We start from the raw sequence: 14,588 nt of genomic DNA, 5'->3' as shown, positions 1-14,588 counted from the left end.
TGATTTTAGAGTCTCAGGTAGTAGTTGACATTAGCGGAGCACTAAAATGATCCAAGAACAGACTATGCTGAACGTCGCCGACAACTCCGGTGCACGTCGCGTAATGTGTATCAAGGTTCTGGGTGGCTCGCACCGTCGCTACGCAGGCGTAGGCGACATCATCAAGATCACCATCAAGGAAGCAATTCCACGTGGTAAGGTCAAAAAAGGTGATGTGCTGAAGGCGGTAGTGGTGCGCACCAAGAAGGGTGTTCGTCGCCCTGACGGTTCTGTCATTCGCTTCGATGGTAATGCATGCGTTATTTTAAACAATAACAGCGAGCAGCCTATCGGCACGCGTATCTTTGGGCCGGTAACTCGTGAACTTCGTACTGAGAAGTTCATGAAAATTATCTCTCTGGCACCAGAAGTACTCTAAGGAGCGAATCATGGCAGCGAAAATCCGTCGTGATGACGAAGTTATCGTGTTAACCGGTAAAGATAAAGGTAAACGCGGTAAAGTAAAAAATGTTCTGTCTTCCGGCAAACTTGTCGTTGAAGGTATCAACCTGGTTAAGAAACATCAGAAGCCGGTTCCGGCCCTGAACCAACCAGGCGGCATCGTTGAAAAAGAAGCTGCTATTCAGGTTTCTAACGTTGCAATCTTCAATGCGGCTACCGGCAAGGCTGACCGTGTAGGCTTTAGATTCGAAGACGGCAAAAAAGTCCGTTTCTTCAAGTCTAACAGCGAAACTATCAAGTAATTTGGAGTAGTACGATGGCGAAACTGCATGATTACTACAAAGACGAAGTAGTTAAGAAACTCATGACCGAGTTTAACTACAATTCTGTCATGCAAGTCCCTCGGGTCGAGAAGATCACCCTGAACATGGGTGTTGGTGAAGCGATCGCTGACAAGAAACTGCTGGATAACGCAGCAGCTGATCTGACAGCAATCTCCGGTCAAAAACCGCTGATCACCAAAGCACGCAAATCTGTTGCAGGCTTCAAAATCCGTCAGGGCTATCCGATCGGCTGTAAAGTAACTCTGCGTGGCGAACGCATGTGGGAGTTCTTTGAGCGCCTGATCACTATTGCTGTTCCACGTATCCGTGACTTCCGTGGCCTGTCCGCGAAGTCTTTCGACGGTCGTGGTAACTACAGCATGGGTGTCCGTGAGCAGATCATCTTCCCAGAAATCGACTACGATAAAGTCGACCGCGTGCGTGGTTTGGATATTACCATTACCACTACTGCGAAATCTGACGAAGAAGGCCGTGCTCTGCTGGCTGCCTTTGACTTCCCGTTCCGCAAGTAAGGTAGGGTTACTGAATGGCTAAGCAATCAATGAAAGCACGCGAAGTAAAGCGCGTAGCTTTAGCTGATAAATTCTTCGCTAAACGCGCTGAACTGAAAGCGATCATTTCTGATGTGAACGCTTCCGACGAAGATCGTTGGAATGCGGTTCTCAAGCTGCAGTCTCTGCCGCGTGATTCCAGCCCGTCTCGTCAGCGTAACCGCTGTCGTCAAACAGGTCGTCCACATGGTTATGTGGGCAAGTTTGGGTTGAGCCGTATCAAACTGCGTGAAGCCGCCATGCGCGGTGAAGTGCCAGGCTTGAAAAAGGCTAGCTGGTAATTACCAATTGAATCACGGGAGTAAAGACAGATGAGCATGCAAGATCCGATCGCGGATATGCTGACCCGTATCCGTAACGGTCAGGCCGCGAACAAAGTTGCGGTCACCATGCCTTCCGCCAAGCTGAAAGTGGCAATTGCCAACGTGCTGAAGGAAGAAGGTTTTATCGAAGATTTTAAAGTTGAAGGCGACACCAAGCCGGAACTGGAACTTACTCTCAAGTATTTCCAGGGTAAAGCTGTTGTAGAAAGCATTCAGCGTGTCAGCCGCCCAGGCCTGCGCATCTATAAGAAAAAAGATGAGCTGCCAAAAGTTATGGCTGGCCTTGGTATCGCAGTTGTTTCTACCTCTAAAGGTGTTATGACTGATCGTGCAGCGCGCCAGGCTGGTCTTGGTGGCGAAATTATCTGCTACGTAGCCTAATCGGAGGAAAGAATGTCTCGTGTTGCTAAAGCACCGGTCGTTATTCCTGCCGGCGTTGATGTAAAAATCGACGGTCAGGTTATTACGATCAAAGGTAAAAACGGCGAGCTGACTCGTACCCTCAACAAAGCTGTTGAAGTTAAACATGCAGATAACGCTCTGACCTTCGGTCCACGTGATGGTTTCGTGGATGGATGGGCTCAGGCTGGTACCGCGCGTGCCCTGCTGAACTCAATGGTTGTTGGTGTTACCGAAGGCTTCACTAAAAAGCTTCAGCTGGTTGGTGTAGGTTATCGTGCAGCTATCAAAGGGAATGCAGTAGGCCTGTCTCTGGGCTTCTCACACCCTGTTGAGCATCCGCTGCCGGCCGGTATCACTGCAGAATGTCCGACTCAAACTGAAATCGTGCTGAAAGGCGCTGATAAACAGCTGATCGGCCAGGTTGCAGCAGATCTGCGCGCCTACCGTCGTCCTGAGCCTTACAAAGGCAAGGGTGTTCGTTACGCCGACGAAGTCGTGCGTACCAAAGAGGCTAAGAAGAAGTAAGGTAACACTATGGATAAGAAATCTGCTCGTATCCGTCGTGCGACCCGCGCACGCCGCAAGCTCAAAGAGCTGGGTGCAACTCGCCTGGTGGTACATCGTACCCCGCGTCATATTTACGCACAGGTAATTGCACCGAACGGTTCTGAAGTTCTGGTAGCTGCTTCTACTGTAGAAAAAGCTATCTCAGAACAATTGAAGTACACCGGTAACAAAGACGCCGCTGCAGCTGTAGGTAAAGCTGTTGCAGAACGCGCTCTGGAAAAAGGCATCAGCAATGTTTCCTTTGACCGTTCCGGGTTCCAATATCATGGTCGTGTCCAGGCACTGGCAGATGCTGCCCGTGAAGCTGGCCTTCAGTTCTAAGGTAGAGGTGTAAGATGGCTCACATCGAAAAACAGGCTGGCGAACTGCAGGAAAAGCTGATCGCGGTAAACCGCGTATCTAAAACCGTTAAAGGTGGTCGTATTTTCTCCTTCACAGCTCTGACTGTAGTGGGTGATGGTAATGGTCGCGTTGGTTTTGGTTACGGTAAAGCGCGTGAAGTTCCAGCAGCGATCCAGAAAGCGATGGAAAAAGCCCGTCGCAATATGATTAACGTCGCGCTGAACAACGGCACCCTGCAGCACCCAGTTAAAGGTGTTCACACGGGTTCTCGTGTATTCATGCAGCCAGCTTCAGAAGGTACCGGTATCATCGCCGGTGGTGCAATGCGCGCCGTTCTGGAAGTTGCTGGGGTTCATAACGTACTGGCTAAAGCATATGGTTCCACCAACCCGATCAACGTGGTTCGTGCAACTATTGATGGCCTGGAAAATATGAATTCTCCAGAAATGGTCGCTGCCAAGCGTGGTAAATCCGTTGAAGAAATTCTGGGGTAATTGACCATGGCAAAGACTATTAAAATCACTCAAACCCGCAGTGCAATCGGTCGTCTGCCGAAACACAAGGCAACGCTGCTTGGCCTGGGTCTGCGTCGTATTGGTCATACCGTTGAGCGCGAGGATACTCCTGCTGTTCGTGGTATGGTCAACGCGGTTTACTTCATGGTTAAAGTTGAGGAGTAAGAGATGCGTTTAAATACTCTGTCTCCGGCCGAAGGCTCTAAAAAGGCGGGTAAACGCCTGGGTCGTGGTATCGGTTCTGGCCTCGGCAAAACCGGTGGTCGTGGTCACAAAGGTCAGAACTCTCGTTCTGGCGGTGGCGTACGTCGCGGTTTCGAGGGTGGCCAGATGCCACTGTACCGTCGTCTGCCGAAGTTCGGCTTCACCTCTCGCAAAGCAGCGATCACAGCGGAAATCCGTCTGTCTGACCTGGCGAAAGTTGAAGGCGGCGTTGTAGACCTGAACACGCTGAAAGCGGCTAACATTATCGGTATTCAGATCGAGTTCGCGAAAGTGATCCTGTCTGGTGAAGTTTCTACTCCGGTAACTGTTCGTGGCCTGCGTGTTACTAAAGGTGCTCGTGCTGCTATCGAAGCTGCTGGCGGTAAAATTGAGGAATAAGTAGCAGATGGCTAAGCAACCGGGATTAGATTTTCAAAGTGCCAAAGGTGGATTTGGCGAGCTGAAACGCAGACTGCTGTTTGTTATCGGCGCGCTGATTGTGTTCCGTATTGGCTCTTTTATTCCGATCCCTGGTATCGATGCCGCTGTACTTGCCAAACTGCTTGAGCAACAGCGAGGCACCATCATTGAAATGTTCAACATGTTCTCTGGTGGTGCTCTCAGCCGTGCTTCTATCTTTGCACTGGGTATTATGCCGTACATTTCGGCATCTATTATTATCCAGCTGCTGACGGTCGTTCATCCGGCCCTGGCAGAGCTGAAGAAAGAAGGGGAGTCTGGACGTCGTAAGATTAGTCAGTACACCCGTTACGGTACTCTGGTGCTGGCAATATTCCAGTCGATCGGTATTGCTACCGGTCTGCCGAATATGCCTGGTATGCAGGGCCTGGTATTAAACCCAGGCTTTGCATTCTATTTCACCGCTGTTGTTAGTCTGGTCACAGGGACTATGTTCCTGATGTGGCTCGGCGAACAGATTACTGAGCGTGGTATCGGTAACGGTATCTCAATCATTATCTTCGCCGGTATCGTTGCGGGACTCCCGCCGGCCATCGCCCATACTATCGAGCAAGCGCGTCAAGGCGACCTGCACTTCCTCCTGTTGCTGTTGGTTGCAGTATTAGTATTTGCAGTGACGTTCTTTGTTGTCTTCGTTGAACGTGGTCAACGCCGCATTGTGGTGAACTACGCTAAACGTCAGCAAGGTCGTCGTGTCTATGCTGCACAGAGCACACATTTACCGCTGAAAGTGAATATGGCGGGGGTTATCCCGGCTATCTTCGCTTCCAGTATTATTCTGTTCCCGGCAACCATCGCGTCATGGTTCGGGGGCGGTACTGGTTGGAACTGGCTGACAACAATTTCGCTGTATTTGCAGCCTGGGCAACCACTTTATGTGTTACTCTATGCGTCTGCGATCATCTTCTTCTGTTTCTTCTACACGGCGTTGGTCTTCAACCCGCGTGAAACAGCAGATAACCTGAAGAAGTCCGGTGCATTTGTACCAGGAATTCGTCCGGGAGAGCAAACGGCGAAGTATATCGATAAAGTAATGACCCGCCTGACTTTGGTTGGTGCGCTTTATATTACTTTTATCTGCCTGATCCCGGAGTTCATGCGTGATGCAATGAAAGTACCGTTCTACTTCGGTGGGACCTCACTGCTTATCGTTGTTGTCGTGATTATGGACTTTATGGCTCAAGTGCAAACTCTGATGATGTCCAGTCAGTATGAGTCTGCATTGAAGAAGGCGAACCTGAAAGGCTACGGCCGCTAATTGGTCGCCTGAGAAGTTACGGAGAGTAAAAATGAAAGTTCGTGCTTCCGTCAAGAAATTATGCCGTAACTGCAAAATCGTTAAGCGTGATGGTGTCATCCGTGTGATTTGCAGTGCCGAGCCGAAGCATAAACAGCGCCAAGGCTGATTATTTCGCATATTTTTCTTGCAAAGTTGGGTTGAGCTGGCTAGATTAGCCAGCCAATCTTTTGTATGTCTGTACGTTTCCATTTGAGTATCCTGAAAACGGGCTTTTCAGCATGGTGCGTACATATTAAATAGTAGGAGTGCATAGTGGCCCGTATAGCAGGCATTAACATTCCTGATCAGAAACATGCTGTGATCGCATTAACTTCGATCTACGGCATCGGCAAGACCCGTTCTAAAGCCATCCTGGCTGCAGCGGGTATCGCTGAAGATGTTAAGATCAGTGAGCTGTCTGAAGGACAAATCGACACGCTGCGTGACGAAGTTGCCAAATTTGTCGTTGAAGGTGATCTGCGCCGTGAAATCAGCATGAGCATCAAGCGCCTGATGGATCTTGGTTGCTATCGCGGTTTGCGTCATCGTCGTGGTCTGCCAGTGCGCGGTCAGCGTACTAAGACCAACGCACGTACCCGTAAGGGTCCGCGCAAACCGATCAAGAAATAATCGGGGTGATTGAATAATGGCAAAGGCACCAGTTCGTGCACGTAAACGTGTAAGAAAACAAGTCTCTGACGGCGTGGCTCATATCCATGCTTCTTTCAACAACACCATCGTTACTATTACTGATCGTCAGGGTAACGCATTGGGTTGGGCAACAGCCGGTGGTTCCGGTTTCCGTGGTTCTCGCAAATCCACTCCGTTCGCAGCTCAGGTTGCAGCAGAGCGTTGCGCTGAAGCCGTAAAAGAATACGGCATCAAGAATCTGGAAGTTATGGTTAAAGGTCCGGGTCCGGGTCGTGAATCTACTGTTCGCGCTCTGAACGCCGCTGGTTTCCGCATCACTAATATTACTGATGTGACTCCGATCCCTCATAACGGTTGTCGTCCGCCGAAAAAACGTCGCGTATAACGCTCGTTTTTTAGGTTAGTTGGAGATAGAAAATGGCAAGATATTTGGGTCCTAAGCTCAAGCTGAGCCGTCGTGAGGGCACCGACTTATTCCTTAAGTCTGGCGTTCGCGCGATCGATACCAAGTGTAAAATTGAACAAGCTCCTGGCCAGCACGGTGCGCGTAAACCGCGTCTGTCTGACTATGGTGTGCAGTTGCGTGAAAAGCAAAAAGTTCGCCGTATGTACGGTGTGCTGGAGCGTCAGTTCCGTAACTACTATAAAGAAGCAGCACGTCTGAAAGGCAACACGGGTGAAAACCTGCTGGCTCTGCTGGAAGGTCGTCTGGACAACGTTGTATACCGTATGGGCTTCGGCGCTACTCGTGCTGAATCACGTCAGCTGGTTAGCCACAAAGCAATCATGGTAAACGGTCGTGTTGTTAACATCGCTTCTTATCAGGTTAAAGCGAATGACGTTGTTAGCATTCGTGAGAAAGCGAAAAAGCAATCTCGCGTGAAGGCCGCTCTGGAGCTGGCTGAGCAGCGTGAAAAGCCAACCTGGCTGGAAGTTGATGCTGGCAAGATGGAAGGTACGTTCAAGCGTCAGCCTGAGCGTTCTGATCTGTCTGCGGACATTAACGAACACCTGATCGTCGAGCTTTACTCCAAGTAAAGCTTAGTACCAAAGAGAGGACACAATGCAGGGTTCTGTGACAGAGTTTCTAAAACCGCGCCTGGTAGATATCGAGCAAGTGAGTTCGACGCACGCCAAGGTGACCCTTGAGCCTTTAGAGCGTGGCTTTGGCCATACTCTGGGTAACGCACTGCGCCGTATTCTGCTCTCATCGATGCCGGGTTGCGCGGTGACCGAGGTTGAGATTGATGGTGTACTTCATGAGTACAGCACCAAAGAAGGCGTTCAGGAAGATATCCTTGAAATCCTGCTCAACCTGAAAGGGCTGGCGGTGAGAGTTCAGGGTAAAGATGAAGTTATTCTTACTCTGAATAAATCTGGCATTGGCCCTGTGACTGCAGCCGACATCACCCACGACGGTGATGTTGAAATCGTCAAGCCGCAGCACGTGATCTGCCACCTGACCGATGAGAACGCAGCTATTAGCATGCGTATCAAAGTTCAGCGCGGTCGTGGTTATGTGCCGGCTTCTGCCCGAATTCATTCGGAAGAAGATGAGCGCCCAATCGGCCGTCTGCTGGTCGACGCATGCTACAGCCCTGTAGAGCGTATTGCCTACAATGTTGAAGCAGCGCGTGTAGAACAGCGTACCGACCTGGACAAGCTGGTCATCGAAATGGAAACCAACGGCACAATCGATCCTGAAGAGGCGATTCGTCGTGCGGCAACCATCCTGGCAGAACAACTGGAAGCTTTCGTTGACTTACGTGATGTACGTCAGCCAGAAGTGAAAGAAGAGAAACCAGAATTCGATCCGATCCTGCTGCGCCCTGTTGACGATCTCGAATTGACTGTCCGCTCTGCTAACTGCCTCAAGGCAGAAGCTATCCACTATATCGGTGATCTGGTACAGCGTACCGAGGTTGAGTTGCTGAAAACGCCGAACCTGGGTAAAAAATCTCTTACCGAGATTAAAGACGTGCTGGCTTCACGTGGTCTGTCTCTGGGCATGCGCCTGGAAAACTGGCCACCGGCAAGCATTGCTGACGAGTAACCGGATCACAGGTTAAGGTTTTACTGAGAAGGATAAGGTCATGCGCCATCGTAAGAGTGGTCGTCAACTGAACCGCAACAGCAGCCATCGCCAGGCTATGTTCCGCAACATGGCAGGTTCACTGGTTCGTCATGAAATCATCAAGACGACCCTGCCTAAAGCGAAAGAGCTGCGTCGCGTAGTTGAGCCGCTGATTACTCTTGCCAAGACTGACAGCGTTGCTAATCGTCGTCTGGCATTCGCCCGTACTCGTGATAACGAGATCGTGGCAAAACTGTTTAACGAACTGGGCCCGCGTTTCGCGAGCCGTGCCGGTGGTTACACTCGCATTCTGAAGTGTGGTTTCCGTGCAGGCGACAACGCGCCGATGGCTTACATCGAGCTGGTTGATCGTTCAGAGAAAGCAGAAGCTGCTGCAGAGTAATCTGCAGTAACGTAAAAAAACCCGCCTCGGCGGGTTTTTTTATATCCGCAGTATCCCCATTTCTCTACAATGCCTGTATCAATTTTGTTCATCCCCTGGAGCTGATGATGTGGTTGCTTGACCAGTGGGCAGAACGCCATATCCGCGATGCCCAAAATAAAGGCGATTTCGACAATCTTGCCGGAAGCGGCGAACCTCTGGAACTGGAAGATGATTTGCATATTGCGCCTGAACTCCGGGCTGGATATCGTTTATTAAAAAATGCCGGCTGCCTTCCTCCTGAGCTTGAGCAGCGCAGAGAGGCTGTTGAACTTGCCGATCTGCTAAAAGGGATCCGTCAGGACGATCCTCGACATACAGAACTTAGCCGCAGGCTTGCGCTGATCGAGCTCAAGCTGCGCCATGCAGGAATGAACACGGAATTCCTGCATGGGGAATACGGTGAAAGATTGCTGAAGAAGATAAATGAGGAGTAGCGATGTACCGTATCGGTGAACTTGCAAAGCTCGCGAACGTAACGCCGGACACTATTCGATATTACGAAAAGCAGCAAATGATCGATCATGAGGTACGCACAGAAGGTGGCTTTCGGCTTTATACCGATAACGATCTGCAGCGTCTGAGATTCATACGCTATGCGCGACAGCTTGGCTTCACGCTGGATTCGATCCGCGAGTTACTATCGATCCGCATCGATCCTGAGCATCACACCTGCCTGGAATCCAAAAGCATCGTGCAGGCCCGGCTTGATGAAGTTGAAGCCCGTATTCAGGAACTACAAACCATGCAGCGTTCTCTGCAAAGGCTTAATGATGCCTGTTGCGGAACGGCCCACAGCAGTATTTATTGCTCAATTCTGGAAGCCCTTGAACAAGGGGCCAGTGGAGAAACTCGGGGATGTTGATTTTTAATCTACCCGGGTCTAGACTTCCGTCGTCATAAACCATGCTCAGGAGAAATTATGAGCCGCTATCAGCACACTAAGGGACAAATTAAAGACAATGCCATTGAGGCTTTACTTCACGACCCGCTTTTTCGACAGCGCGTTGAAAAGAATAAAAAAGGGAAGGGAAGTTATCTGCGCAAAGATAAACATGCAAAACGGGGTAACTGGGAGGCCAGTGGCAAGCAAGCGAATCGCTTATTTACCACTGGCCTTCCTGCTTTTGGTTACTGATTAAACGCGGTTGTTCTGCTCTTTTAACAGATCGCGGATTTCCGTCAGCAATACTTCTTCTTTCGTTGGTGCTGGTGCGGCCGCGGGCTCTTCTTTTTTACGGTTGAGCCTGTTGATCAGCTTGATAGCCATAAAAATAGCAAACGCCACAATCACGAAATCAAATACGTTCTGGATAAACACGCCGTAGTGCATTACTACTGCCGGGATATCACCCTGTGCTTCACGCAGCGTGAATGCGAACTGTTTGAAATCAATGCCCCCGATTAGCAGCCCTAAAGGTGGCATGATGATGTCTGCAACTAATGATGAAACAATCTTGCCGAATGCCGCACCAATAATGACACCCACTGCCAAATCCACCACGTTCCCGCGCATCGCAAATTCGCGAAATTCTTTAATAAAACTCATTATGTTCTCCTTGTGCCAGCTGACGACTATAAGTTTAACAAATGATTAGCCAATTGCCATTCGGGATAATTAAACGTTATGAAAATAAAAGGCACAGCAATAAAGGGGGTAAAGTGCAGGTGCTCTATTGAGAGCACCCGACATATTAAAGGAAGAATGGACTTGGCTGGAATAAACGCTCGACGTCGGTAATAAATTTTTTATCGGTAAGGAACATAATTACGTGATCGCCTTGCTCAATACGTAAATTATCATTGGCGATCATGACATCATTTCCACGCACGACGGCACCGATAATTGTGCCCGGCGGCAGCTTAATTTCGTCGATGGCACGGCCCACAACGCGAGAGGTGGTTTCATCTCCATGGGCCACCGCTTCAATCGCTTCTGCTACACCGCGGCGGAGCGATGAAACGCCGACAATGTCCGCTTTACGTACATGGCTCAGCAGAGCGGAAATGGTCGCCTGCTGCGGTGAAATAGCAATATCAATCACGCTGCCCTGAACCAGGTCGACATACGCCTTACGTTGGATAAGCACCATGACCTTCTTTGCCCCCATACGTTTGGCGAGCATGGCGGACATAATATTCGCCTCGTCATCGTTGGTGACGGCAATAAAGAGATCAACTTGATCAATATGCTCTTCTGCCAGTAATTCCTGATCTGACGCGTCGCCATAAAATACGATCGTATTTTGCAGTTTTTCCGCCAGCTCAGAAGCACGTTGCTGATCGCGCTCGATCAATTTCACGCTGTAGTCTTTTTCCAGCCTTCGCGCGAGACCCGCACCAATATTGCCACCACCGACCAGCATAATGCGTTTATAAGGCTTTTCGAGACGCTGCAATTCGCTCATCACCGCACGAATATGCTGAGAGGCCGCAATAAAGAAGACCTCATCCCCTGCTTCGACAATTGTGGAGCCCTGCGGGCGGATAGGCCTGTCGTGGCGGAAAATGGCGGCGACGCGCGTATCAATATGAGGCATGTGCTCGCGCATGGTGGACAACGCGTTGCCGATCAACGGACCTCCGTAATAGGCCTTCACGACGGCAAGACTGACCTTACCTTCGGCAAAGTTCACAACCTGCAGTGCGCCTGGATATTCGATCAGACGATAGATATTGTCGATAACCAGCTGTTCCGGTGCGATAAGATGATCAATGGGAACCGCTTCTGAATTAAACAGTTTTTCTGCATCGCGAACATAGTCCGGAGAGCGGATGCGCGCGATTCGGTTTGGCGTGTTGAAAAGCGAGTAGGCCACCTGACAGGCCACCATATTGGTTTCGTCAGAACTGGTCACCGCAACCAGCATGTCTGCATCGTCGGCACCTGCCTCGCGGAGCACGCGCGGGTGTGAGCCATGGCCCTGCACAACGCGAAGGTCAAATTTGTCCTGTAAAACGCGCAGACGATCGCCGTTGGTATCAACGATTGTGATGTCGTTGTTTTCGCCAACCAGGTTTTCCGCCAGCGTTCCGCCCACTTGTCCTGCGCCCAGAATGATAATCTTCATATCTCGTGACCTGTTCTCAACATCATTCTTTGATTAGCTTAGCGTAAAAGAAGCCATCACCCTCTTCCGCGCCCGGCAGGTTTTGCTGTCCTGGGCATTCAGGCGTTCCCGTATCGCGCAGCGTAGCGTCCGGGGTACGCTTAAGGAAGGCTGCGATTTGCTGGCTGTTTTCTTCCGGCAGTACGGAGCAGGTGGCATAGACCAGCGTTCCGCCGGGTTTAAGATGAGGCCAGATTGCGTCAAGTATGTCCGATTGCAGTTGGGCAAGTTCCTTAATATCACGATCGCGGCGTAGCCACTTGATGTCCGGATGACGACGAATTACGCCTGTTGCAGAGCAGGGTGCATCCAGCAAAATGCGGTCGAACTGGGTTTCACCACACCATTCCGCAGGCTTGCGTCCATCGCCTTGTTTAACCTGTGCCTTCATGCCCAGGCGCTTGAGGTTGTCGTAGACGCGTGAAAGACGCTGCTCATCAACGTCCACTGCCATCACGCTGGCCTGTGGAGCCACTTCCAGAATGTGTGTCGTTTTTCCGCCAGGCGCCGCGCACAGATCGAGGATCTGCTCACCATTTTTGGGTTCAAGCCAGGTCATACAACCCTGAGCAGAGGCATCTTGCACGGTCACCCAGCCTTCATTAAAACCAGGTAAAGCATGTACCGGTGCAGCGGAGGCTAAACGCACGGCATCCGGATAGGCTTCATACGTGAATCCACTCATTCCTGCGTCTTCCAGTAATGCCAGCCATGCGTCACGGGTGTGGTGATTGCGATTGACGCGTAACCACATCGGCGGGCGTTGATTATTCGCTTCGGCAATGTTTTGCCACTGCTTCGGATACGCTTTTTTAAGACGATTCAGCAGCCAGTCCGGGTGGAGAAAACGTGTTTCGCTTTGCGCAAATTCAGCCAGAAGCTCATCCTGCTGACGCTGGAACTGACGCAGTACGCCGTTGATTAATCCTTTCAACTGAGGACGTTTTATCGCAACGGCGCCTTCCACTGTTTCAGCAAGCGCGGCGTGAGGTGGAATGCGAGTATGAAGAAGCTGATAAAAACCCACCATGATCAAATAATGAACGGTGCGCTGCTTGCCCGTCATTGGGCGTGACATCAGCTTATTAATGAGCCACTCAAGCTGAGAAAGGGTGCGCAGAACGCCAAAGCAAAGCTCCTGGAGCAGGGCTTTGTCTTTATCTGATACTTTTTGTTGCAGGGGAGGCAGGACATTACTCAATGACTGGCCCTGCTCGATAACCTGCTCAACGGCCTGAGCCGCCATACTGCGTAGATTTTGTTTTTTCATAACCGTAAAAATAAAAATGCCCGGAAACACCGGGCCTTAAGCATATGTTTGTTCAGGCAAGGCGATTGCCCGGGATAAACCATTCGCGACGGGAATTTAAAAGATCCTGAGCGCTCATCGCTTTCTTCCCGGCCGGTTGCAGCGATTCAAGATTCAGAATCCCTTCTGCAGTTGCAACCTGGATACCGTTCTTACTGGCGTCGATAATCGTGCCGGGTTCAGCAGCCGTATTGCCGTTAATGACTGACGCTTTCCACACTTTCACTGGCTGCTCATCAATCTCCATCCAGCTCATCGGCCACGGATTAAAGGCGCGGATGCAGCGTTCAAGTTGAGCGGCAGACAAGGACCAGTCGATCCGGGCTTCTTCTTTACTCAGTTTTTCAGCATACGTCACCAGCGCCTCATCCTGAACCTCAGGTTTTGCCGTATTGTCAGCAAGCTGCTGCAGCGTCTCGATAAGCCCTTGCGGACCGAGGCCTGCTAGTTTGTCATACAGCGTAGCGCTGGTATCGTCTGCAGTAATAGGGCACGCCAGTTTATGCAGCATGTCGCCGGTGTCTAAACCTACGTCCATCTTCATGATTGTGACGCCGGTTTCTGCATCCCCCGCCCACAGGGAGCGCTGGATAGGTGCCGCACCACGCCAGCGTGGGAGCAGTGAGCCATGCACGTTGATACAACCCAGACGAGGCATATCAAGCACCGCTTTCGGCAGAATTAAACCGTAAGCCACCACCACCATTACGTCGGCATTCAGCTCAGCGACCAACTGCTGATTTTCCTGAGGGCGTAAGGATGCGGGCTGGAAAACGGGAAGCCCATGCTCTTCTGCCAGCACCTTTACCGGGCTGGGCATCAGTTTTTTACCGCGGCCAGCCGGACGGTCCGGCTGGGTAAAGACGCCAACAACCTGGTGACCAGAAGATAACAGCGCGTCAAGATGACGCGCTGCAAAATCAGGGGTTCCCGCGAAGATAATACGTAGTGTTTTAGACACGATGATCCTTGTATCCGGGGGGACGTTATGCGCGAGAGCGCAAACGATCCAGTTTCTCTACTTTTTGACGAATACGCTGTTGCTTCAACGGCGAGAGGTAATCGATAAACAGCTTACCGACCAGGTGATCCATCTCATGCTGAATGCAAATTGCCAGCAGGTCATCTGCTTCCAGTTCGAACGGGTTACCGTCACGATCCAAAGCGCGGATTTTCACTTTTTCGGCACGTGGCACCAAAGCGCGTTGTTCAGGGATGGACAGGCAGCCTTCCTCAATGCCCGTTTCACCGCTCTTTTCAAGCAATTCAGGGTTGATCAGCACCAGACGCTCATCGCGATTTTCGGAAACGTCGATCACGATAATACGTTTGTGAATGTCCACCTGCGTCGCCGCCAGACCAATGCCTTCTTCGGCGTACATGGTATCGAACATATCATCAACGATACGCTGGATTTCTGCATTCACTTCTTTGACCGGTTCAGCGACGATGCGAAGGCGCTCGTCCGGAATATGTAACACTTGCAAAACTGCCATAAATTTCCAGAGTCGTGTTCAGGAGTTGATAAGAATATTACTTCTATTCTAGACAAAT

At 50.7% G+C, this 14,588-nt stretch carries 25 protein-coding genes; 20 read left to right on the top strand and 5 right to left on the bottom strand.

Translation table 11 applies throughout. The annotated features are described in order from the left end of the window. The first annotated feature begins 46 nt into the window (after positions 1 to 46). From rplN to ACR42C_RS20715, 20 genes are all read left to right on the top strand, one after another. Positions 47 to 418 carry a 50S ribosomal protein L14 gene (gene rplN / locus ACR42C_RS20810; RefSeq protein ID WP_002919748.1) on the top strand — a complete coding sequence of 124 codons (372 nt, stop codon included), beginning with the start codon at positions 47 to 49 and terminating at the stop codon, positions 416 to 418. Between the two features lie 10 nt (positions 419 to 428). Next, on the top strand, positions 429 to 743 hold the full coding sequence (gene rplX / locus ACR42C_RS20805) for a 50S ribosomal protein L24 (RefSeq protein ID WP_003863287.1): 315 nt from the start codon (positions 429 to 431) through the stop codon (positions 741 to 743). Positions 744 to 757: 14 nt separating this feature from the next. Further along, positions 758 to 1,297: a 50S ribosomal protein L5 gene (rplE, locus tag ACR42C_RS20800; protein ID WP_001096202.1), complete on the top strand. Its 540-nt coding sequence runs from the start codon at positions 758 to 760 to the stop codon at positions 1,295 to 1,297. 14 nt (positions 1,298 to 1,311) lie between these two features. Next, a complete protein-coding gene (gene rpsN, locus ACR42C_RS20795) occupies positions 1,312 to 1,617 on the top strand; it encodes a 30S ribosomal protein S14 (RefSeq protein WP_003863291.1) in 306 nt (101 codons plus the stop codon). 30 nt (positions 1,618 to 1,647) lie between these two features. Then, positions 1,648 to 2,040: a 30S ribosomal protein S8 gene (rpsH, locus tag ACR42C_RS20790; RefSeq protein WP_006178918.1), complete on the top strand. Its 393-nt coding sequence runs from the start codon at positions 1,648 to 1,650 to the stop codon at positions 2,038 to 2,040. A 12-nt stretch (positions 2,041 to 2,052) separates the two neighbouring features. Next, positions 2,053 to 2,586 carry a 50S ribosomal protein L6 gene (gene rplF / locus ACR42C_RS20785; RefSeq protein WP_003863296.1) on the top strand — a complete coding sequence of 178 codons (534 nt, stop codon included), beginning with the start codon at positions 2,053 to 2,055 and terminating at the stop codon, positions 2,584 to 2,586. A gap of 9 nt (positions 2,587 to 2,595) precedes the next feature. Continuing rightward, on the top strand, positions 2,596 to 2,949 hold the full coding sequence (rplR, locus tag ACR42C_RS20780) for a 50S ribosomal protein L18 (RefSeq protein WP_003863297.1): 354 nt from the start codon (positions 2,596 to 2,598) through the stop codon (positions 2,947 to 2,949). A 14-nt stretch (positions 2,950 to 2,963) separates the two neighbouring features. Beyond that, complete coding sequence (gene rpsE / locus ACR42C_RS20775; RefSeq protein ID WP_003863299.1) at positions 2,964 to 3,464, top strand: 30S ribosomal protein S5; 501 nt, start codon at positions 2,964 to 2,966, stop codon at positions 3,462 to 3,464. A 6-nt stretch (positions 3,465 to 3,470) separates the two neighbouring features. Continuing rightward, positions 3,471 to 3,650 (top strand): 50S ribosomal protein L30, encoded by a 180-nt coding sequence (gene rpmD / locus ACR42C_RS20770; protein WP_003863301.1) that lies wholly within the window; start codon positions 3,471 to 3,473, stop codon positions 3,648 to 3,650. A 3-nt stretch (positions 3,651 to 3,653) separates the two neighbouring features. Next, complete coding sequence (gene rplO, locus ACR42C_RS20765) at positions 3,654 to 4,088, top strand: 50S ribosomal protein L15 (RefSeq protein ID WP_014885468.1); 435 nt, start codon at positions 3,654 to 3,656, stop codon at positions 4,086 to 4,088. 7 nt (positions 4,089 to 4,095) lie between these two features. Continuing rightward, on the top strand, positions 4,096 to 5,427 hold the full coding sequence (gene secY, locus ACR42C_RS20760; RefSeq protein WP_003863305.1) for a preprotein translocase subunit SecY: 1,332 nt from the start codon (positions 4,096 to 4,098) through the stop codon (positions 5,425 to 5,427). Between the two features lie 31 nt (positions 5,428 to 5,458). After that, positions 5,459 to 5,575 (top strand): 50S ribosomal protein L36, encoded by a 117-nt coding sequence (gene rpmJ / locus ACR42C_RS20755; protein WP_000868187.1) that lies wholly within the window; start codon positions 5,459 to 5,461, stop codon positions 5,573 to 5,575. Positions 5,576 to 5,721: 146 nt separating this feature from the next. Next, entirely contained in the window at positions 5,722 to 6,078 is a 357-nt protein-coding gene (gene rpsM / locus ACR42C_RS20750; protein WP_013099021.1) for a 30S ribosomal protein S13, read from the top strand. A gap of 16 nt (positions 6,079 to 6,094) precedes the next feature. Further along, positions 6,095 to 6,484: a 30S ribosomal protein S11 gene (rpsK, locus tag ACR42C_RS20745; protein WP_003863312.1), complete on the top strand. Its 390-nt coding sequence runs from the start codon at positions 6,095 to 6,097 to the stop codon at positions 6,482 to 6,484. A gap of 32 nt (positions 6,485 to 6,516) precedes the next feature. Then, positions 6,517 to 7,137, top strand: a complete 621-nt coding sequence (gene rpsD, locus ACR42C_RS20740; RefSeq protein WP_004868345.1) for a 30S ribosomal protein S4 — start codon at positions 6,517 to 6,519, stop codon at positions 7,135 to 7,137. Between the two features lie 25 nt (positions 7,138 to 7,162). Next, positions 7,163 to 8,152, top strand: coding sequence for a DNA-directed RNA polymerase subunit alpha (locus tag ACR42C_RS20735; RefSeq protein WP_002919219.1), 990 nt, complete (start codon positions 7,163 to 7,165; stop codon positions 8,150 to 8,152). A 40-nt stretch (positions 8,153 to 8,192) separates the two neighbouring features. After that, positions 8,193 to 8,576: a 50S ribosomal protein L17 gene (rplQ, locus tag ACR42C_RS20730; protein ID WP_001216368.1), complete on the top strand. Its 384-nt coding sequence runs from the start codon at positions 8,193 to 8,195 to the stop codon at positions 8,574 to 8,576. Positions 8,577 to 8,683: 107 nt separating this feature from the next. Beyond that, positions 8,684 to 9,052: a DnaJ family domain-containing protein gene (locus ACR42C_RS20725; protein WP_479985213.1), complete on the top strand. Its 369-nt coding sequence runs from the start codon at positions 8,684 to 8,686 to the stop codon at positions 9,050 to 9,052. A 2-nt stretch (positions 9,053 to 9,054) separates the two neighbouring features. Further along, positions 9,055 to 9,480 (top strand): Zn(2+)-responsive transcriptional regulator, encoded by a 426-nt coding sequence (zntR, locus tag ACR42C_RS20720; protein WP_316380274.1) that lies wholly within the window; start codon positions 9,055 to 9,057, stop codon positions 9,478 to 9,480. Between the two features lie 57 nt (positions 9,481 to 9,537). After that, entirely contained in the window at positions 9,538 to 9,753 is a 216-nt protein-coding gene (locus ACR42C_RS20715; RefSeq protein ID WP_151413590.1) for an alternative ribosome-rescue factor A, read from the top strand. Here ACR42C_RS20715 and mscL read toward each other — a convergent pair whose 3' ends face one another. The 5 genes from mscL to def form a co-directional block, all read right to left on the bottom strand. Beyond that, positions 9,754 to 10,164: a large-conductance mechanosensitive channel protein MscL gene (mscL, locus tag ACR42C_RS20710; protein ID WP_014833515.1), complete on the bottom strand. Its 411-nt coding sequence runs from the start codon at positions 10,162 to 10,164 to the stop codon at positions 9,754 to 9,756. It abuts the gene before it with no gap. 145 nt (positions 10,165 to 10,309) lie between these two features. After that, positions 10,310 to 11,686 (bottom strand): Trk system potassium transporter TrkA, encoded by a 1,377-nt coding sequence (trkA, locus tag ACR42C_RS20705; protein ID WP_014885463.1) that lies wholly within the window; start codon positions 11,684 to 11,686, stop codon positions 10,310 to 10,312. A gap of 22 nt (positions 11,687 to 11,708) precedes the next feature. Further along, positions 11,709 to 12,995, bottom strand: coding sequence for a 16S rRNA (cytosine(967)-C(5))-methyltransferase RsmB (gene rsmB / locus ACR42C_RS20700; RefSeq protein ID WP_479984510.1), 1,287 nt, complete (start codon positions 12,993 to 12,995; stop codon positions 11,709 to 11,711). 52 nt (positions 12,996 to 13,047) lie between these two features. Beyond that, a complete protein-coding gene (gene fmt, locus ACR42C_RS20695; RefSeq protein ID WP_116344087.1) occupies positions 13,048 to 13,995 on the bottom strand; it encodes a methionyl-tRNA formyltransferase in 948 nt (315 codons plus the stop codon). Positions 13,996 to 14,020: 25 nt separating this feature from the next. Next, positions 14,021 to 14,530: a peptide deformylase gene (gene def, locus ACR42C_RS20690; protein WP_006812188.1), complete on the bottom strand. Its 510-nt coding sequence runs from the start codon at positions 14,528 to 14,530 to the stop codon at positions 14,021 to 14,023. Positions 14,531 to 14,588 lie beyond the last annotated feature (58 nt).

It is taken from the genome of Enterobacter sp. MG-EB028 (assembly GCF_056673305.1).
The sequence above is the reverse complement of the archived record's forward strand: the minus strand, read 5'-3'. Positions and strand labels throughout refer to the sequence as shown.